Below are 20,583 nucleotides of genomic sequence, written 5' to 3' on the forward strand. Positions count from 1 at the left end.
GGTCTAGACGTCAGAGCGACGGGCAATCAGCGTCAAGGTCGGATGGTCTTGCTGTGCTAAATGGCCCGTGGCCCCTAGCTTCTTGATGCGATAGCTTCCGCCTGGAGGGTTCGTGATATTCACCTTACATAGCTCGCCGGCGACGAGGGCTAGCCAGAAGCCCGGTGAGGACGACCAGCCATTGCTGTCAGCCACCCGAGTCCAGCGCCAGGTAGATTGCGTGATTGAATCACCGACGCTAAGCGCGATGACGTCCTGCATCCACTGCTCAGGAGCGGCGACGGCTGGCGTCTGCGCGGCGCCGCCCGGATCGCTGACGGGAAAGAGTTGCTGATTTCCGCGTACCCAAGCCATTCGGTGCGACAGGTTGAACGAATCGACAAGCCGAACACGTGACGCGTTGTTTGAGATGGCGAGCTGGCGAATGGCTGGGCCGATCGTGTGCGCGTCGAGGATCGTCTGAGACCAGAGTGGGTGGCTTACGACAAACAACGTCCGGTCGCCTGGCAAGCCACCGTCGCCACCCATCCAGCCGTGCACTCCCAGGCTCCCTTTTAGGTGGGAGGCGCTGCCGCGTTCGTACGCGGTGCAATATGTCTGGGCGAGTCGCGATGCATGTACATCCCAACTCTCCTCTCCGACGTCCCAGGCGTCGACGAGCGAATCGCGACCAGGCACGAACGATGGGTCTCGCATCACGTGCAGCAATTCGATCCCGAGGCGCCAGTCGATAAGACCGTGGAGCTGCCTGTTTCGGAATCCGCGCAGCAGCACATCGGGGGAACGCCAAACCTGGTCGGTCGTCGAGCGTCGCTTGCACTCCTCCCTGATCATGCATCCCAACGTCGCGAGTGGGCCGGTGGCTTCAACGCAGCCTTGGAGAAGGTCTGCCCAATGGCTCGACGCCCAGTCCACGAGTCCGGCACCGTTCGGATGTTCGTCTGCCAGATACAGCTCCGCTCCGCGAGTGTTTGCGTCGTCGGCTAGCTTGTGTACCGATGCAATCTCGATATCGAGAGAGTCGACATCGAGTTCGAGCGCAATGGCGCGTTGAAGGATTGTCGCGGCCGAATACCAGGCCGCCTTTCGCGAAGCAAGAAAGCGCGTCGAATCGAAGAACTCCAGGCCCGCGCCATCGGTCAGGCGCACGCTCAAGATATCAGTGGTTTTTGGCGAAGAAAGGCTCGCCCGGATTTGCGGTGAGTCGTTGTCCGACTTCCACAACTGCCCTTCAAGCTCTTGGAATCCCCTTGGAGTCCTTGCGAGAGCCGCCTTGCTAAAGCCAAATGGTTGGCCGCCAGGCGCTTGCGCCACCCGATAGACTTTTCCCTGGCGAGACAGTGCGATGGATGCCCGACCTACGACCGTCTGATGTGCTGCGCCGAGACTCGGCGATGCGACGAAGGATCGAGGGCCGCCGCCTCGCGATGCTTCCGACGGCTTGATTGGCTTCTCGATGTCGAAGTCGGTGATGAATCCGGATGGAGTAACCGCTAGGAATAAATCTGCATTCGCGAGCTTGCAATGCGAGCACTGCCGCTTCTGCGGACTACGGACCCAGGATTGCTCCCACCCTGGGAGATCGTCGATGGGACGGAACGTCGTCGGATCAGCGAACTGCACGTCCAGATTGCGGCACTCGGGACAAAAGGTCTGCCAGGTGGCGTCGCCGATCGGCCTGCCCTCCGATTTCCACTTGTCCCGATGCGCATGGCGGATGGGTCCGGCCAGACCATTCGGCTCCAGTTGGCGTTTGTCCCAGATGCGCTCCGATCCCGGCGCGAACTCGGTGATGGCTTGGTCGAGCGTCCTATCCAGCGACCTCGCCTCGCGACCGTGTGCAGGCTTCGACGGCAGCGCGAAATAGAGATTCCGCACGGCGGTTGGCATGCCGTACATCGGAAGCACCCCTGCTTCAGCAAGGGCAGTCGCCAAGCCACGGTTTGGGTCTGGTTCCTTCGACACGATCTGGTCGATGCGAGCCGGAAGTGTGAGCGCCTGTTGAACCAGAGACGCAGGTGCGATTCTTGTGCCGCGGGCCACGACGCTGGCAATCGCATCGACCTGCTTCCCCTCTTGTTGGAACCAGGTGGCCACAGCGAGCCTTCGGGCCTCGTAGCCCGCGACGAGGCCCATCTCACCGTGGGTGTCCACCGGCGTACCGGAGTTACGCCAGGAGCAGCCAGCAGACTGGAATGCTCGACGCAACGTCTCCTTGGCGACGAGGCGCTCTGCGAGGATCCGTTGCTCGTCGGTCACCGAAACGGTGGGCTGAGGTGGCACGCCACCGGTCATCTCTTCAGGATGGTCGAAATGGATTCGGTCGTGGGTCTGCCCGCGGCAATAGGTCAACACAACCGAAAATGCTTGCCCCTTCCGACCGGCGCGGCCCGCACGCTGCTGGTAGTTGAACCGTTCGGGCGGCATGTTCGCTTGGAAGACGGACTGCAGCGCCCCGATGTCAACGCCAACCTCCATGGTCGTCGTAACGGATAGCAGGTCGATGGAATCGACTTGTGCGACTACGGGCCGGTCCACGACATAGTCCATGTGCTCGCCATCGAAGAAGATGTCCCGGAAATGCCGCTGGCGCTGGGCTTGGTCATTGGTTTGCCCGGTCAGCTCCTCGGCGTGGATGCGGAACCCTGAATCCCTCCGAGCCGCCAAGCTCGCATAGTAGTGTGCGGACTCGATTTCGGCTGCGGACACGATCCCGTTCGGCGTGTCATCAAGCCGGGCGTTGCACCGCGAGCAGATCCCGCCCGAGCGCTGCCAATGGATTTGGCCGCACTTAGTGCATAGCCAAGGTCGGGCCTCGCGCGTAACTACGTTTGCCCAAAGCTCCGACATCTTGACGTAGCCCCAAGCGTCGCTCGTGCCGTGGCCTGCGGCGGCGAGGGTATCGCGGATTGCGGCCCTGAGCTGATCAACGTCAACGGAGTGTTCGCGTGCGCACGCGGCGAGGTAGCGAAGCGTTCGCTTCTTGTCTGTTCCTTCCAATGCGTGACCAGAGGGCTGCCGGTCCGTCCACTTCGTGACTGGCGAATCCCCTTGATGGGGATCGGTGCGTCTTTCCTCGGAGAGGATCCGAATCACTCCTTCACAGACGCCCCGGAAAGTAGCCGCGTCGAGTCCGCCGCGCCCCTCCAGGGAGATTGTCGGAGGCAAGCAGAGGTAACCCACGCCTTGCGCCTCGAGATCGTAGAGGAGCTTGCCGGATAGTGCACGCCATGCCTCCCTGCGCAGGAGGCGCCCAAAGTCTTCAAGCCTGTCGGCCTTTTCACGTGGGAAGTTCGTAGCTGCAAGCTGTGGAGGTTGGCTGCCTCTACCAAACTCGAGCAGGCAGGTCCAATCGTCGTCGTTGCCTACTCGCCGCGTGTCGATTCCCGGCCCTGCAGGATTCACTCCGAGACTCGCGAGGTACTCCCAGATCGGAGGCAACGCAAGCCTTTGCGGGTTTGGGTTGTGAAGGAAATCGTCAAGGCGCACATAGCCCGGACTGAAGTGACGGACGCGCAAGACACGAGCCTTTGCTTCGTCCGTGGCAAAGTCCGGATCGCTGTGTACCGAGTTGGCTTCGCCCCAGAACGCCTTGAGTTCCTGCAAATCGGCCGCGCCCAGGACGGCCTGCTGCTCGCGCAACAACTGCTTTCCGGCCTCGGCCTCGCCCGCCTGAATCGCCGCGAGTAGCTTCTTCTTCAGCGGAGCGATTCCGCCTGTCGCACGCTGCTTCAGCTGCTCGAGCACGGCGATGCGCAGCAGATGCCTCCATTGCTCAGCTTCGACGCCATTGGCCAACGTGGCAGCTGACTGCCGGCTGTCGGAAAACGCGACCAGCTTGCGACCCGGCCCGCTTGGCATTACCCCCATCATGTGCTTCGTCAAGAGCAGCGAGGTCTGGTTCAAACCAGTGGCGAACGAGCGAATTGGTGCAGACCGTCCACCCAGGCGCTCGGAGTAGTCGATGTGGCACGACGGACAGCGCTGCGGCATTGCTGGGAGCGTGATTGCCTTCTCAGTAGGGGCGTCTAGCTCGAACCAGAGGCATGGGATCGAGCCATCGGGATGGCTGTCGCCGATCTCCACGATGCCCGTGGCTGGGTAGATCGAAGCTTCCACCCAACGCGCTGGCGCGTCGTCCTTAGGGCGACGCGTCTTCTCGTCCCGAGCTTCTGCGTGGTGCTTCCAGCGATATAAGTCCGGATCGTCGGTCCCGTTCCAGTCCTGTGGAACTAGGTGTACGACGCCGAGGCTCGAGTACGGCTGCGCGTCGGTTCGTGTCGACGCCCCAGCTTCCGGAAGCCCGTCAATGGCCGGTGGCATTGGCGCCAGCTCATAGCGCTGAGCCTGTCCCGGCGCAGGCGCGTAGGTCTTGTATCCGGCCAGCAACTGCGTGCCGCAGCATTCGCAGTAGAGGACTTCCAGGGCGCGCATGCCGTCCACTGCCATGACCGATTCGGCCAGAAGCCGACCCGTTCGCCGACGACTATCTTCGGCCTGGGTTCCAACGGTAGCCCAAAGACCGTCGATGTTCTTGACCATCCAGTGGAACCGAATCCGCGGGAGCGGGAACGATGGCTGGATGACCTTTGGAGCGAGAGCTGATGCTGTTGCAACCGACGCGAACAAGCCACGAGCGGCAGCGATTCGTTCTTCCCGTGGGAACTGCGGGAAGAGACGCTCAAGCAGTTCGGGAAGCCTGGTAGCTCGGTGCCTACCCTTTGGCCCTGATTCCCAGAAGCCCGCCACTAGTCGTTCAGCCGGGGTAGTCGATTGCGGAGAGGTCGCGAATTCGCGAGCCAACGAGTCAAGAAGGGCGGCGTTGCCAGGTGCCGACCCAAGCTCCCTGCATCGCATTGCGAAGTCCGCCGTCATCTCCGGCGAGACCGCGGGCTGGTTGTGCAGGCTCACCCCCGCCTCGATGTGGAAGAGCGCGCGAGCATCCACTTGATCGAAGCCGAACAGGCCACCCAAGAACGCATAGGTGGACTCCGCGCTCGCATCCAATGATGCGCTGGACGCGAGGATTTGAAGCTGGCGGCTCCGTGGCTCCAGCCCAAGGCGGTCCATGAGCAACCTAAGGAGATAGCCGACCTCGGTGCCCGCGGCGCCGCGATACAGGTGCAGCTCGTCAATGACGAGTTGGAAAACGTGGTTGTCCGTATCCTCCTCGAGCCATTTGCGCGTGGCGACGAAGATGTCGGAATCCGAGCGATCTCCCTGCAATTGAGGATCGCTGTGCCGCATCAGCATGATCGACAGCATGCTGACGTTGGTGATCAGCATGTCGGGGGGCGATGCCTGCATTTCCCAGCGATGGAACATCTCCGCTGCGTCCAAGGTCATGCGTGGGACGAAGCGCACCTGCTCTTCGAGATCCGCGACCTTGCGTTCAAGATGGGGCAAGTCAGCAGAGTTCGCCTCTTCTGCCTCATCAAGCGCAACACGAGCTGACTCAAGCGCGGTGGCGAGGTCTTGATGTTGCTTGATGGCGTCCTTGATGTCGGCGCTCAATTCCGACCGTTTAGTGGTGTTGGGTTGCCGTTGTCCGGCTGCGTCGAACTTGAACGGGTGCCCCGATACAGGAGTCGACCCGTTGTAGCGGCCAAACCGGATGCGGTTCGAGCCCCAGTGCTTGTCCATCGCAGCTAGGGCCTCGTCCGAATCAAGCGCCTTGCGCAGTCGTGACATCTGGTCTTCGACCAGGGCATTCATCGGATAGAGGAGCAATGCACGCACGGCAGGGCGCCGGGCTTCATTGCGCGCTGTGGCTCGGCAGACGTCCCACGTGGGTGGTGCGGATGGCGTCCAAGGGATCGCGGACTTTGCGGGCGGCTTGGCTGCCTTCCAACCGGCCGGTTGTCGGAGTGCTTCCTTGGCGATCGACGCCATAACCGGCAGAAGAAATGATTCGGTCTTCCCCGAACCCGTTCCAGTTACCACGACGCAGTGTTTCCGCTCCAGCGCGGCGCGAAGCATGTTCTGCTGGTGCACGTACAAGATCGCGCTGGGAGGCATGAGTCCCGATCCAGCGAGCGCGATAAAGCCTCGCCTCGCTTCTTCGGATAGACCGGGAAGGTCAGCTGCGTCGAGGGCACCAAGGTCCTTCGCGGTGCTGTATTGGGGTAGTAGTTCCAGATACGGATCTTGGAAGAACACCCCAGGCGTGTCCAGCAGGTTGGCGCGCTCCTTCTCAAACGACGGTGAGTTCGTGCCGAAGGCAGACTTGACGTATCGCTTCAACTGATCCTGGAGTTCGTCCCAGGAACCTATTGGATCGTTGCCAATCGTCTGGCTCATTTTTATCCTCCCTATGCTGTCGTCATTGATTGAAGGTTGGAGCCCGTCGTCGAGGCTATCGAGTCGGGTGAGCCGCCCAAGCGCGAGGCAACGATGGACGCAACTTCGACTGGAACGTCGCGAAAGCGTAGCCAATGGGCAGGGAAGAACCCCTCGTAGACCGTGCTCACGAATCCGATGGCTCGGCCAGCGTGACCCAGCATGGGCAATCGATCGCTGATCGCGTCGTCAGTCGTCAGGAAGTGAACTTCCGCGCTACCACCAGAACACAAGCAAAGTGCTCTCTCGAGAGCCGCTGGAGGACGCATGCGAGCTGGAAGCCACAGGTCACGCGTCTTTGGGTCGTATGGGAATGGCCACGGCAATGCGTCTCGTCTTCCGTACCTGTCATACATCAGACGAGCGAAGGCAAGCACGGAGATCCAAACCCCCCACCGAGAATCATGGATGTGCGAATACCGACTGTTGCCTTCTTGATCGCGAATGCCAAGCGCGTAGAGCTGAAGTGGCCAGGCCTGTGGGTCGTCGAAGCGAAAGAGCTGTGCCCCGATTTCCCTGTCGATCGTCATCTGCTCGGTGCGTGCCGCCGCGAATTGCGCCGAGTGCCATTTCATGCGATGTAGGTTGGATAGCTTCGTGGCAAAGTGCTCCCATCCATCTCGTACGAAAGTTCGCCGCGCATCTTCAATAGAGCCTGACCAGCTTGCTATCGAAGTGGCTGGCGCCATACTGAACTGGAAGCCCATAGCCGTGCTTGCGTGGCGGATCTTGTCGAGCGACTCGGCGGCGACACGCACTGCAGGCAAGAAACCGCGTCCTTGGCCCGCAGTCGAGACCAAGAGTTCGCTGCAGGCGCGAAGCCTAGCCCACTCCGGCAGCGTCAGCGTTCCCGCGACACCCGCCACCGCGAAGCCAGTCAACGAAATCGGCAGCTCGTACAACGATGGAACGACGCTGTGCACGCGGACCACATGCCCCTTGGCATCCGCTTGGATCTCCAGGCAACCTCTTGCTCGAAGATCCATCAACAGCGGCATTGGATCGGCGTCGACGCAGTGTCGCCGCAGTTCGTCCCTAGCCGCTGCGTACGCGATTGTCCCAAGCCGTCCTAAGCTGTTTAGAAACTTCGCAATTCCCAAGTCTTCGATCGGTTGGCCGAAATCGTCGTCGAAGTAGCCAGTCTCGGGATAGCAAGTGACTTCTTGGCAGGAGTCAACGACGTGCGTGCCGATCGTGGTGCCCCTAAGCCCCTCCTCATCGGTGCGAGATTGTCCAAGGCTTCCCATGGAGTAGGGCTTCGTCTGGCCTCGACCTTCGCCATCCCCGTACGCGATCCGTAGGCGTGCTTCCGCGAGCGAAAGGTTGCCTGCCAGTACCTTGATGTCGAACGCGCCTCGGAGGTCGGCAAGGTGTTTGATCAAGAACCGCTTGGTTGCCGCCTTTGCTTCGTGGCCTTGCGCGGGCAGTACCTCCTCTAAGGTTAATCCAGGCGCTTCGATACGGGCGTCATCTGGAGCTTCGACGTCGACCAACGGCAGGTCGTATGCGGCAAAGATCCGTGTCCCACCGCGCAAGAGCGGTCGACCTCCGACCAACCGGATGCGAGCTGCCGGCACATTGGCCGGATCGGCTACATCCGCAAGATATTGCCTTTGAGATGCATTGAGCCGCTCTGCCTGGGGGATGCAAGCAAGCCACCATGAATCAGGCAAGCCGCCGGAGGGCACTCCGTCAAAGGCGATTCGCTCCGCCTGCAGCCATCTTCGGGTCGCCGCTTCGGCTCCAGGGCTGCAGAGGACATAGAACGGGCCGAAGAGCGGGATGTCGCGCTCCACCAGGTAGTCGCCGTACTGGGGGTCAAGGGTGTTCCAGCAAAGGATGCGTCGCGCAGCGCATGGAATGTGGAGTGTCCGGCGCACTTCTTCCATCGAGCCGCCGTTCTCGTCGTCGAATGCAACGACGACTTCGACGGCATCGGTCGCTGCGAGCACAAGGGCATCGGTACATGACTTCCTGTGCGGCTCGGCATGGACAGTCACGAATGTCGCTTCGGCGGCATGAAAGCGGGCCGGCACGGATTGTCCAAGCAACCGGATGAAGCAAGTCAGGTTGTCGGTCGGGGCTTGGATGCGCCAGCGCACGTCCCAGCCATTCTCGATTTCATCGGACTCGGACAGAACCAGCGTGACGAGTTCCCCTTCGTTAGTGCTGGCGGCCTCGCCGAGAGTAGCCGGGTCGTTAGCGGCTGGACCATGTGTGTAGCGAGGCTTCAGTCCATCCCAGGAATCCAGCAGCCGCTGGAGGTGCGTGTGCAGGGGATCCTCGTAGTCCTTGTCCGCCATGGCGGAGCGCAGGGCGTTGCTCAGGAATTCGGCATCCCGTCCGTCTGAGAGCAAGCGTGACAAAAGCTTTGGTGTCACCTGCTCGCCTGGGCGGAGGTGCAACTCGGCGAAGAGACGCTTGAGGTTGCGTTCGTCCGTACGGCCGATGAGGCACTGGGATCGTGGCAGCCCGACATAGCAATGTGCCCCAAGGACCCGTCGCTTGAACATGCCAAACCGACCGCCGCATTCCTTCGTCGACCACGTCTCGAGATCCTGCCAGGTGAACGACATCGCGCTGGTCACGACGCCTGTATTGGGGAAGCTCGTGCCCTTCCCGAGCAGCGATTCCACCGCAGCATAGAAGCCCTTGCCTTGCCCCTCGGACGATGCAAGCACCCACAGGGCTAGGATCGGCAGGTAGGTTGGCGCCCTTACGTCTGCGTAGTCGACGTTCGACGTACCGGGGTCAACATATTGGCTGGCCGCCAGCAGCCGGTTCTTTCGCTGGGAAACTAGCCTCAGGGCTGCTTCAGCGCACGTCTCGATCCTGGACGGCAGCCATGGTGCACCGGCCGAAACAGCATCAATCAGCCCAGCCGCACCCCCAAGGTGGATTCCGAACGAATCAAGCTCATTTCGCGTCGTGTGAAGCCAGACCTCTTCCTGTGCCGATGCAGGCGAAAAGAATTCCGAGAGCAGAAGAGCGTTCCACGCCAAGAATCTCGACATCGTCAGCTCGTATCAGCGCCAATCGTTCTGGGATTGGCGCGACCCGGTTAGCCGCGACACGTCGCTTGGGCCCGATACGCATTCAAAGTACGCGGGTCCCTTTGTCCTGATTCCGGCCAGGTACACGTCGCTCTCCCTCGGGTGCATTCTTGCTATGCACTGATTCTCCTCGGATTTACGATGCGTTACACCCCGAGCTAGCCCGAGGAGGTCCGAGGCGTAGGTGTTCAGTCGTCATGCGACAGTTGAGCAGTCATCCGCCGCGTAGCGTATCGCTGGCGAGCATCCAGCTACCGTTTTCACCTTCTTTGAGCGGCAGGAATTGGCCGTAAGGTGCCTATATTCCTCTTTGATCGGCACATGGCAAGGGTGCACGGCTTCGCTAGTGCTTGGTAGGGCAGCCGCGACTTCATCGGGGTAACCGAGGATGGCGTTGTCATTAGCGTGCGGTCTTGGCTCTTCGGGCACCCTTCACAGAGGCCTGCGTTGGAATGCCCACATAAGCAGCCCATTCCTCCATCAAAGTGCGTCGGCGTTCAAGTACGTCGCCTCGCCAATACGCAAGCTCTGTGCTGTCGCCAGGAAGGTGAGCCAGGGAAACCTCCAGCAGCTCACGGGCATGGATGGTTTTCTCGCTCCCCCAGTCACGGAACGAGGACCGAAAGCCATGCATCGTGTAAGGCAGGCCGAGTCCCTTGTGAAGCAAGCTGGTGAAGACAGCGTCGCTGTACGGCTTCATCGTCTTGGGGTGGCAGAAGATTAAATCCCTGCCTTCGCACAACGATTCGGCATCACGAAGAATTTGAATCGCACGAACGGAAAGAGGAACACGATGCTCTTTGCCCGACTTCATTCGTGGCCCAGGGATCGCCCAAATCCGGTCTTCCCATTTGATCTCTGACCACTGCGCTCCCCGAACCTCACCCGAACGAGCAGCGGTAAGAACAGTGAATTCAAATGCGAGCTTCACGATCACACCGCTATCGCTGTCCCACAACGCGCGAAGAACAGCCCTGACGTCTTGGTAGGGACATGCCGCGTGATGCTTTCTTGTGGCTTTGGCACGATTGGTCCCAAGTGACACCTCAATTTGGGACCACATAACCGGCGAATAACTCGGACAAAGCTCCGTTGCCGCTGCCCACTCAAGAACCGCGCGGATGCGTTGTCTAACGCGGCTCGCAGTTTCAGGCTTCTCAGTCCAGATCGGCTCAAGCACAGACATGACGTCCGCCTTGGTGATGCTGTCAACTTGCCGATTTCCGATTACCGGGAACGCGTGAGCCCTCAGCGTGTTGATCCACTGGTCCGCATGCTTGGCATTCTTCCAACGCCCAGCTTCTCTTGCGTGATAGTCCTCCGCACACTTCTCGAAGCTAACCGCCGCCTTTTTGCGCTCCAAAACCAACTTCTGTAGACGCTCTTTCTTTTGATCTATGGGGTCAATCTTGTCCGCAACGAGCCGTCGCATTTCGCTCGCACGCTCGCGAGCCTGCGCAAGCGAAAAGTCACTAAAGGACCCCAATCCCATGTCCCGCAACTTGCCACCAAGGCGATAGCGAAAGACCCAAGACTTAGTCCCATACCGTTTGGATATCTGTAAATAGAGACCACCGCCGTCGTGGTGAAAGCCAGGCTCGGTCATACGTCCGACCTCGATGGCTTTGAGCCTGTTCCTGCTTGTGCTGTACGGGCGTTTAGTGGTGGCTGGGCGTGCGGTCGTCATATCCGAGCAAATGTCCAACAATCTCTATCCATATCTTACCGTGGACAACTGCGACCAGCTCATGGATTTCTTTGGACGCATGAAATCTCGGAAATCGTTGCTACGACTATATTTCCGAGGCTTTCTTGGACTTTCCAAGACCAAGATGGATAACATTCTTGGCGGTCACCTCTTCCGCCAGTTCGTTCAGTACAGCTTCGACTGGCCCGCCCCCTCCACCACCTTCTTCGCCAGGTTCGCCACCTGGGCGCTCGTGACCTCCGACGCCGGCTCGCTGGCCCGGGCGGTCCACATCAAGCGGCCCGTGGCCACGTCGGTGAGCGAGGCGTTGGCGGCGTAGGCCGTGGCGATACGCGTGCCGCCCATCGGGGCCGACACCCCCACCCCGCCCCCCACGCCGCCGCCGAAGCCACCCACGCCGATGCCCACCGTGAACCCAGGCCGGGCCACCGTCTGCCCCGGTGCGATCGAGGTCACGAGCACCGCCTTCGCGTTGGCCGCCCGCGCCGCGCTCACATAGGGCGCCGGCCCACCGGGGGCCGAGGTGCTGGCGCCGACGTCGGGCGCGGCCACGGGCGACACGCCGACCTTCGTCAACTCGACGCCCACGCTGTCCTGGCAGATGCGGCGCAACACCTCGTCTTGCGCTTCGCAAACCACGAGCACGCGGGCGCCCTTCAACGGCGCATTGGCGGTGAGCTGCGGGTCAGACCACTGCGCGTCGAGCGGGTTGGTCGCGCAGCCTGCGAGCAGGGCAAGGCCGGCAGCAAGCGGAATCAAGGCAGCGGCACGCATGTCGGTCTCCTGGTCATCGGGATGACACGATCATGCCGCGAGGGCCATCGCCCCCGCCAGCGCAAGCCTTAGTTGATGCAGGTGCGGTTCTTGCCGGTGCGCTTGGCCTCGTACAAGGCCTCGTCGGCGCGCTCCAGCGCCACTTCGATGCGCTCGCCCGGCCGATAGGCCGTCACGCCGGCCGAGAAGGTGACGAAGATGCGCTTGTCTTCGTGCATGAAGAGCCCGCCCGAGAGCGAGCGCTGCAGGCGCGTCAGGATCTGCTCGCCTTCGTTCACCGGCGTGTTGGGCAAGAGCACCACGAACTCTTCGCCGCCGTAGCGCGCCACCATGTCGGTGGGCCGCAGGGTCTTGCTCACCACCTCGGCGAGCGACTTGAGCGCCACGTCGCCGGCGTTGTGGCCGAGTTCGTCGTTGAGCTTCTTGAAGTTGTCAATGTCGAGCAGGCCGATCGACAGCGTGGAACCATCGCGCCCCTGGCGTGCGCGCTCCGCATCGAAGGCCTGCAAGAGGCCTCGCCGGTTGGCGATCTTGGTGAGCTGGTCGGTCGACACTTCTTCCGACAAGCGGCGCAGCTCGGTCTCGAGCTCGACCACGCGCTCCGAGAGCCCGGTGGCTCGCTCGTGCTCGTATTGCAGCTTGCCCTGCGCCACCTTCACGAGCGACTGCACGGTGCGGCTTTCTTCCACCATCTCGCGCACCACGCCCGCCAGGCTCTCCAGCGAATCGGCTTGCTCGATCACGTCGGCATAACGGCCGATGTTCTCGTGGAAGCGGCCAGTCTGCGAGCCGAGTTCGCCCAGCTCGGCGAGCATGCGGGTGATGAGTTGCTTGAGCTGGTCTTGCGCCTTGGCGCGCTCCACGCGCAGCTGGCGCTGGTGTTCGCGCGTGTGGTGCAGCAGCTCGCTCACCGACTTGACGCTGCGCGAGGTGAGGCCCTGGCCGATCTCGTCGCGCATGGCCTCGCTCTGGCCTTGCGCCCAGCTCTGGTCTTCGGCCAGCTCGACGAGGCTCGCGGTGAGTTCGCCGCAGAGTGTGCCGAGCTGTTCGATCAGGTGCTGGCGGTGGGCCAGCGCCCGGGTGGCGCGCTTGCAGAGCTGGTCGAGTTCGTCGCTCTGGCCGACGGTCGGGCCCCGCTCGCGGATGCGCCGCACGAGGGCGGCGAGTTCATCTGCCAGCTCGGCGCTCGGCGCGGGGGGCGCCGGCAGCGCCTGCTGCAAGGTGCCACTCAGGGCCTGCATCACGTCGTGCCAGACGGGCGTGCTGTCGGTGGCCGGCGCCGGCGCCCCGCCCGGCAGCTCCATCAGCGGCGCAGGCTGCGTCGGGTCGGCCCAGGGCTGTTCGACCTCCATCGCCGCCGCTTCGGGGTCGACGGCACCGTCGATGGTGTCGCTCTCCCAGCCGTTGAGCAGCTGGTTGAGGCGCTGCTGCAGGCGGTTCACATCGCTACGCGAGCTGGAGAGCACACGCTGCAGGCTGTCTTTCTTGCGGGCGGTGGTCCATTGGCGACCGCCGCGCTGCACGCCGCGCACCACCCGCTCGATGAGCTTGGCGAGCGCATCGGCCTGCGCGGCCGACTCCTGCTTCTCGCCCACGGCGCCAGCAACCGGTGGCCCGGCAGGCGGCGTGGTGCCGGCTTCCTGGTGGTAGGCACGCGCGTAGTTTTCGGGCGTGGGCTCCTGCTTGTCCATCACCAGCCGGCGCAGCGCCGCTTTGGCGAGCGCGGCCGGCACGGCCTCGGCGCGCGGCGAATTGGTCATGTCCATCAAACGGGAAAGAGAAAGCTCAGACGTTGCCGCCCTGCGGCGTGCCGAAGCGCGAACGCGCCTCGATCGCCGCCCGCAGCGACTCGGCCGCGTTGGATTCGTCGGCGTTGACGATCCACGGCGCTTTGCGCGGCAACACGGTCTGCTCGAGCCACTGCTCCAGCACATCGGGTGGCTGGGCCTTGCTGAAGAGGAAGCCCTGCATCACCACGCAACCGAGGCGGTGCAGCACTTCCATCTGGCGCATGTTCTCCACGCCTTCGGCGATCACGCGCAGGCCGAGCGAGCGGGCGAGCGCGATGATGGCGGTGACGACGGCCGAGCTTTGCGGCGTCATGCCGAGGTCGCGCACGAAGGAGCGGTCGATCTTCAACTCGCTGATCGGCAGCGTGGTGAGATAGGCGAGCGACGAGTAGCCGGTGCCGAAGTCGTCGATCGAGATCTCGACGCCGATCTCGTTGAGCCGGTGCAGCGACGGGATCACGTTCTGCAGGTCCTTCATCAGGCCCGTCTCGGTGATCTCGAGTTCGATCGCATGGTGCGGCACGCCGTAGCTGGTGACGGCCTGGTGGATGTGCTCGACCAGGTCGGTGCGTTCGAAGAGGCGATTGGGCAGGTTGACCGCGATGGAGTCGGCGAAGCCGAAGCTGTCTTGCCACAGCCGCGCCTGGCGTGCTGCCTCGCGGATCGCCCATTCGCTGAGCGGAATGATGAGGCCGGTTTCTTCGGCCAGCGGGATGAAGTCGCCCGGCGGCACCAGCATGCTGCCGCGCTGCCAGCGCATCAGCGCTTCCACGCCCACCATCTTGGCGCCGCGCACATCCACCTTCGGTTGGTAGTGCAACACCAGCTCGTTGCGCTCGATGGCCTTGTGCAGCGCGCTTTCCAGCTCGAGCTTCTCGCGGCCCTTGCCGGCCAGTGCCGGGCGGTACAAGAGCGCGGCATTGCGCCCTTGCGCCTTCACCGAGTACATGGCGACGTCGGAACTGCGCATCAGGTCGGCGACCGTCGCGCCGTCGCGCGGGAACATCGCGATGCCCACCGAGGCGGTGACGAAGCACTCCTGCCCGCCCACGAAGATCGGCTCGCGCATCACGTCGAGGATGCGGTCGGCCACGCGCTCGGCGTCGCTCTCGTCCGACACCTCGGGCAAGAGCGCCACGAATTCATCGCCGCCCAGGCGGCCCACGGCTTCGAGCGAACGGTGCGAGCGCGAGCCCATCGACTCGACCGAGGTTTCCATCACCTGGTCGGAGTGCCGCACGCACGAGCGCAGCCGGCGCGAGACTTCCATCAGCAGCTCGTCGCCCGCGCCGTGGCCCAGCGTGTCGTTGATGACCTTGAAGCGGTCAAGGTCAATCAGCAACAGCGCGACGGGGTGGTTGAGGCGGCGGGCGTGCTCGAGCGCGCGCTCGGCGCGCCAGATCAGCTGGCGGCGGTTGGGCAGGCCGGTGAGCGCATCGAAGTTCGCCAGGTGGCGGATCTTGTCTTCGGCCATGCGCCGGTCGGTCACGTCTTGCACGATGCCGGTGTAACCCGACAGGTTGCCGTGCTCGTTGAACTCGGGCTCGGCTTCGATGTGGATGATGCGCTGCTGCCGCCCATCGGGCAGCACCACCGGCAGGTCGGTGGCGAGCACCGAGCTGTGGCGGAAGACATCGTGCAGCACCAGCATGAAGCCTTCGCGGTTTTCGCTCGGGATCATGCGCAGCAGGCCGCGCATGCTCACCTGGTCGCCGGGCCCCATGCCGAAGACGCGCAGGCCTTCGATCGAGAACACCGGGCTGCCCTGCCCCACGCGCCAGTCGAAGCTGCCCATGCGGGCCAGGTCTTGCGCGCGGGCCAGCTTGGCCTTGCTGCGCTCGAGTTCGAGCCGGGTGCGCGAGGAGCGCAGCAAATAGCGCAGGCGGCCCGCCAAGAGGCTCCACTGGGTGGACTTGACGAAGAAGTCGGTGGCGCCGGCTTCATAGGCGCGGGTGATGGAGGCGTCGTCGTCGAGGCCGGTCAGCATCAGCACCGGCAGCGATTCGAAGCCCGGCAGGTTGCGCAGCTCGGCGCAGGTCTGGAAGCCGTCGAGCCCGGGCATCAGGGCGTCGAGCACCACCACGTCGGGCAGCCAGTCGGCCAGCAGCTGGATGGCGCGCTCACCGCTCGTGGCCTCGGTGATGGAGAAGCCACGCTCGCGCAGGGCGATGGCGGTGAGCAGGAGGTTGACTTCGTCGTCGTCGACCAGCAGCACCTTGGGCTGGACGAGCATGTCGTCGTCAGCCAGGGCGGAGCTGGGCAGGGTCGTCATAGGCGTCAGGCACCCAGCACGCTTTTCAGCGCCACGCGAACGACCTCGACTTCCGCCTGCAGCTGCGCAATGCGCTCGGCCATGCCGTCGGATTGTTCGTTGCGGGCTCTGGTTTCGAGGTCCGAGCACATTCTGGAAAGCTTCATCGCTCCGATGCTGGCGGAAGACGACTTTAACGTGTGGGCCACGTGCCGAATACCCCCGAGCTCATTGCCGTTGAGTGCGTCTTCGAGTTGCGGCATCAGGCGGCCGACCGAGCTTTCGAAGGCGCTCACCACACGCTCCATGAGGTGGTTTTCACCGCTCGGGTCGAGTTCGCGCAGGCGCTCCAGGGCGCCGGCGTCGAGCACGCCACCGTCGCTCGCCGCTGCGCTGGCCGGGGCTGACGGAGCAGGCATGCCACCGTCGCTGGATCCAGCAGGTGCCGCAGGGCGCAGGTGTCGAGTCAGCATGGCAAGCAGTTGGCTCTGGCGAAAGGGTTTGGACAGGTAGTCATCGAAGCCCAGGCCCAGGAAGCGTTCTTCGTCGCCCCCCAAGGCATTGGCCGTGACCGCAATGATCGGAGTATCCGCTGATGTGAGGAAATTGAATCGCCCGGCCGTCCCGCGCCGGAACCAGTTGAGCGCCTCCACGCCGTCCATGCCCGGCATCTGGATGTCCATCAGCACCAGGTCGAACCGCTTTTCGCACATTGCGCGCAGCCCGGCCAGCGCACCGGAGCTGAGCTGCACCCGGCACCCGAGTGACCGCAGCATCTGCCCGATCACTTCCTGGTTCACCACATTGTCTTCCACGACAAGGATGTGTGCGTTCAACCGCGGCGTCAATCGGTCGACGTCTGAAATCGAGGCAGAAATCCCCAGAATGGCCTGGCGGAGCTCGGCTTTGCGCACGGGCTTGGGCACGAATCGGTGAAAACCCGCCTGATGGGCAGCCCGCACATCGTCTGGGGTAGACACCGACGAGAGCATGACCATCTTCATGTGCGGGTGAAGCCCCGAGGCCTGCAGCGCCAAGGCCACGCCCATACCGTCGAGCCGGGGCATCTGCATGTCCACGAGCGCCAGGTCGAAATGGGGGTCGACGCCGGTCTTGCCCTGCAGGATGTCGAGGCCGTGGCGGCCGTCTTCGGCCAGCACCACCTCCATGCCCCAGGCGGTGAGCATGTTGTCGAGCACGATGCGGTTGGTCTCGTTGTCTTCGACCACGAGGATGCGCAGGCGCGGCATCGTGGCGAGGTCCAGACCCAGCGTGGCCGGATCGGCCTGCACCTCGGGCAACGGCAGCACGAAGGTGAAATGCGAGCCCACGCCCGGCTGGCTGCGCACCTCGATCTGGCCACCCATCAGCTCGACCAGCTGGCGCGAGATCGACAAGCCCAGCCCCGTGCCGCCGTAGCGCCGGGCCATGCCCACGCTGCCCTGGGTGAAGGAGCTGAAGAGCTTGGGGATGGCCTCGGCCTCGATGCCGATGCCGGTGTCGTGCACGCCGAAGACGAGCCGGCCTACCGGCTGGCCGGGCGCCATGGCGAGCGTGACCACCACCTCGCCGTGCTCGGTGAACTTGATGGCGTTGGCCACCAGGTTGGTGAGGATCTGGCGCAGCCGCAGCGGGTCGCCGCGCACCCCCTGCGGCAGGCCGGGCTCCTCGCGGAAGCTCAGCTCCAGGCCCTTCTCGTGGGCGCGCGGCGCCAGCAGCTCCAGCGTGTCTTCGACCACGCCGCGCAGCGAGAAGTCGATCTCGGCCAGCTCCAGCTTGCCGGCCTCGATCTTCGAGAAGTCGAGGATGTCGTTGATGATTTCCAGCAGCGACTCGCCCGAGCGGTACACCGACTGCACGAAGCGGCGCTGCTTGTCAGAGAGCTTCGTGCCCAGCAGCAGCTCGGTCATGCCGAGGATGCCGTTCATCGGTGTGCGGATCTCGTGGCTCATGCTGGCCAGGAACTGGCTCTTGGCCTGGCTCGCGTGCTCGGCGGCGTCGCGTGCGCGCTGCAGCTCGGTTTCGGCCTCGCGGGCCTGCGTCACGTCACGCGCCAGGGCGATGAGCAGCGTGGGCTGGCCGTGCGCGTCGCGCAGCGCGAAGTAGCGTGCCCCCACCACCCGCCTGCCGCCGTGCTGCTTGTCGGTCAGCACGAAGGAATGTTCGACGGCACCCTGGCGCGTGAGCGCCTCGGCCATCGCCGGCTCGGCCAGCGCCGCCACGCGGCGGCCGAGCGCTTCCTTGAGCGTCTTGCCCACCACGTCGCTTCGGCGCACGTCGAACTCGCGCTCGGCGTGGGTGTTGATGTTGAGCACACGGCGTTCGGCGTCGACGCTGAAGACGTAGAGGCTCGCCGGCATGTTTTCCACCAAAGTGTGGAAGTAGTCACGGCCGGGCTCGATGTCGGGCAGCGTGGTCGTCGGCGCGAAGCTGCTGTCGCGCATCACCGAATCGGCAAACCCGTCGGCCGACCCCACCGGCACACGCGGCAGCAGCATGGCCGCACCCAGCGACGCCACGGAAAACAGCGCGAACCAGCGCGCCAGCTCCGCCGCTTCGGCGAGCGAGACCGCGGCGGCAAACGCGGCCAGGCCCAGCAGCAACCAACGAGCATTCAGCGGGGGCATGGGTGAGGGAACGGGAGACGTCGAGGCCTTTTCAGGGATTGACGTGTTTTCGGCAAGGCGCGAGTCGACTTGAACCGCGCACCGGACTCGTGTTCACACCGAGTCCCGCCGCTAGGTCAGTCCTTACAATCTTTGCGATGACCTCCGTGCTGCTCGCCGTGTTGGCCTTGCTCGCCCTGGTGGCCGCCGCGGCAGCCGTGGGCTGGTCGGTCAAGGCGCAGCAACGCCAGCGGGCGCTCGAGCGCGAGTTGCAGGCCGCGCGCGCCCGCGAGCACGCCCTCATGCAGTCGATCGACCTCTGGCAGTGGCGCACCGACCGGCAGCACCGCGTGACGCAACTGCGCCCGCCGGCCTCGGCCACCTCGGCCGACTGGCCATCCCTCGACGACCGCCCGCTGCTGTGGGACGTGTTCCAGTCGAACGACGGCAGCCTGCGCCCCCGCCTGCTGTCGCACGCTGCTTTCGAGAGCGTGACGGCCACGTTCGCGAGCCACTCTGGCCTCGTGCTGCGCGGCGTGCCGCTGCTCGACGCCGACGGCCAGTACGCCGGCCACGTGGGCACCGCGAGCCAGCCCGCAGACGCCGCCGCTTCACCGGCGGCGCCGAGTGCGCAAGACCTGCAGGACCAGGAATCCTTCAGCTACACCGTCTCGCACGACCTGCGCGCGCCCATCCGCGTGGTCGAGGGTTTCACCAAGATCCTCAAGGAAGACTACGGCCGCCTGCTCGACCGCATCGGCAACGACCACCTCGACCGTGTGCTCGGCGCCGCCGCGCGCATGAACAGCATGATCGACGCGTTGCTGGCGCTGTCGCAGCTGTCGACACGGCCCCTCACGCGTCAGCCGGTCAACCTGTCGCAGCTCGTCGGCTACATCGCGGACGACCTGCGCCGCCAGTCGCCCGAGCGGCAGGTGGTGGTGACGGTCGAGCCCGGCCTGCAGGTGCAGGGCGACGCCACGCTGCTGCGCGTGGCGCTCGAGAACCTGCTGGGCAACGCCTGGAAGTACACCGCCAAGTGCCGCGAGCCGCGCATCTGGGTCGAGCGCACCGAGCACGAAGGCCGGCCGGCCTTTGCGGTGCGCGACAACGGCGCAGGCTTCGACATGCGCTTTGCGGACCGGCTCTTCGGTGTGTTCCAGCGCCTGCACAGCGCCACCGACTTCCAGGGCACCGGCGTGGGCTTGGCCTCGGTGCGCCGCATCATGCGCCGCCACGGCGGCGACATCTGGGCCGAAGGCGAAGTCGACCGCGGCGCCCGCTTCGTCTTCTGGCTGGGAAATTAGCCCCCCAGTCGCTGTCGCTCCTGCCCCCAAGGGGCGCCACCCATTGGCCCGGGAAACCCGGGCCTTGGGCGTGGCTCGATCTGCGATTCGCTTCGCTTTCGCGTCCCGAGGGCTCAGGCCTCGGCGGGCTTTGACAGCAGTTCCACCGCATCGAGCAGGCGCTCAGCCTGCACCTGCAGGGGCCGTGACTCGCTGGCGGCGAGTTTCTGCAAGCGCTCGAGGGCCGCGCTGCGTGACAGTGAATAGCGGTGCATCAGCACGCCCACCGCGATGGCAATGGGCTGCGACAAGGCTTCATCCGCATTCGGCTTGTGACCCGCGCTGCCCTCGGGCGAGCGCTTGGCCAGCTGGTGGAATGCCGCTTCGACGGCCGGCACGATCTGGTGGATGTCGAGCGGCTTCACGAGGTAGGCCACCGCACCCAGCGCCTTCACCTGCGCCACGGTCTGCTCGTCCGAGAAGGCCGAGAGGAACATGAACGGGATCTGGCAGTACTCGCGCAGGTAGGCGGCCACGTCGAAGCCGCTCTTGCCTTCCATGCGGATGTCGAGCAGCGCAAGATCGGGCCGGTGCTCGCGTGCGAGGAGGATGGCGTCGTCGCCGTTGTCGGCGTCGATGATCTCGTAGCCGGCTTCCGCGAGGCCGTGGGTGAGCGTCGCCAGCACCAGCCGGTCGTCGTCGACCACGAGAATCTTTCCTTTTTTTGCCGTCACACCAAGCCCCACACGACTGGCGTGAATTGTGGCTGAAAGCCC

9 protein-coding genes are annotated in these 20,583 nt (G+C 64.0%); 1 reads left to right on the plus strand and 8 read right to left on the minus strand.

Features of this window, described 5'->3' with window-relative positions; all coding sequences use genetic code 11:
* Positions 1-3: 3 nt before the first annotated feature.
* From KF892_08590 to KF892_08620, 7 genes are all read right to left on the minus strand, one after another.
* The gene (locus KF892_08590) at positions 4-6,300 is read right to left on the minus strand and encodes a DEAD/DEAH box helicase (GenBank protein MBX3625053.1); all 6,297 of its coding nucleotides are present in this window, start codon (positions 6,298-6,300) and stop codon (positions 4-6) included.
* A gap of 11 nt (positions 6,301-6,311) precedes the next feature.
* The gene (locus tag KF892_08595; protein MBX3625054.1) at positions 6,312-9,353 is read right to left on the minus strand and encodes a hypothetical protein; all 3,042 of its coding nucleotides are present in this window, start codon (positions 9,351-9,353) and stop codon (positions 6,312-6,314) included.
* A 439-nt stretch (positions 9,354-9,792) separates the two neighbouring features.
* On the minus strand, positions 9,793-10,998 hold the full coding sequence (locus KF892_08600) for an integrase arm-type DNA-binding domain-containing protein (GenBank protein MBX3625055.1): 1,206 nt from the start codon (positions 10,996-10,998) through the stop codon (positions 9,793-9,795).
* 267 nt (positions 10,999-11,265) lie between these two features.
* On the minus strand, positions 11,266-11,874 hold the full coding sequence (locus KF892_08605; GenBank protein MBX3625056.1) for a hypothetical protein: 609 nt from the start codon (positions 11,872-11,874) through the stop codon (positions 11,266-11,268).
* Positions 11,875-11,942: 68 nt separating this feature from the next.
* Entirely contained in the window at positions 11,943-13,640 is a 1,698-nt protein-coding gene (locus KF892_08610) for a diguanylate cyclase (protein MBX3625057.1), read from the minus strand.
* Between the two features lie 19 nt (positions 13,641-13,659).
* Complete coding sequence (locus KF892_08615; protein MBX3625058.1) at positions 13,660-15,897, minus strand: EAL domain-containing protein; 2,238 nt, start codon at positions 15,895-15,897, stop codon at positions 13,660-13,662.
* Positions 15,898-15,941: 44 nt separating this feature from the next.
* On the minus strand, positions 15,942-18,542 hold the full coding sequence (locus KF892_08620; GenBank protein ID MBX3625059.1) for a response regulator: 2,601 nt from the start codon (positions 18,540-18,542) through the stop codon (positions 15,942-15,944).
* A 137-nt stretch (positions 18,543-18,679) separates the two neighbouring features.
* Here KF892_08620 and KF892_08625 point away from each other — a divergent pair, with 137 nt between their 5' ends.
* The gene (locus tag KF892_08625; protein MBX3625060.1) at positions 18,680-19,828 is read left to right on the plus strand and encodes a hypothetical protein; all 1,149 of its coding nucleotides are present in this window, start codon (positions 18,680-18,682) and stop codon (positions 19,826-19,828) included.
* Between the two features lie 113 nt (positions 19,829-19,941).
* On the opposite strand, the gene KF892_08630 is transcribed toward KF892_08625, so the two are convergent.
* Positions 19,942-20,541, minus strand: coding sequence for a response regulator (locus KF892_08630; protein MBX3625061.1), 600 nt, complete (start codon positions 20,539-20,541; stop codon positions 19,942-19,944).
* Positions 20,542-20,583 lie beyond the last annotated feature (42 nt).

The organism is Rhizobacter sp. (assembly GCA_019635355.1).
GTDB lineage: Bacteria > Pseudomonadota > Gammaproteobacteria > Burkholderiales > Burkholderiaceae_C > Rhizobacter.

Excerpts from the sequence above, each read along its gene's own strand:
- KF892_08590 (MBX3625053.1), bottom strand. The coding sequence starts at position 6,300 with ATGAGCCAGACGATTGGCAACGATCCAATAGGTTCCTGGGACGAACTC.
- KF892_08595 (MBX3625054.1), bottom strand. The coding sequence starts at position 9,353 with ATGTCGAGATTCTTGGCGTGGAACGCTCTTCTGCTCTCGGAATTCTTT.
- KF892_08600 (MBX3625055.1), bottom strand. The coding sequence starts at position 10,998 with ATGACCGAGCCTGGCTTTCACCACGACGGCGGTGGTCTCTATTTACAG.
- KF892_08605 (MBX3625056.1), bottom strand. The coding sequence starts at position 11,874 with ATGCGTGCCGCTGCCTTGATTCCGCTTGCTGCCGGCCTTGCCCTGCTC.
- KF892_08610 (MBX3625057.1), bottom strand. The coding sequence starts at position 13,640 with ATGGACATGACCAATTCGCCGCGCGCCGAGGCCGTGCCGGCCGCGCTC.
- KF892_08615 (MBX3625058.1), bottom strand. The coding sequence starts at position 15,897 with ATGCTCGTCCAGCCCAAGGTGCTGCTGGTCGACGACGACGAAGTCAAC.
- KF892_08620 (MBX3625059.1), bottom strand. The coding sequence starts at position 18,542 with ATGCCCCCGCTGAATGCTCGTTGGTTGCTGCTGGGCCTGGCCGCGTTT.
- KF892_08625 (MBX3625060.1), top strand. The coding sequence starts at position 18,680 with ATGACCTCCGTGCTGCTCGCCGTGTTGGCCTTGCTCGCCCTGGTGGCC.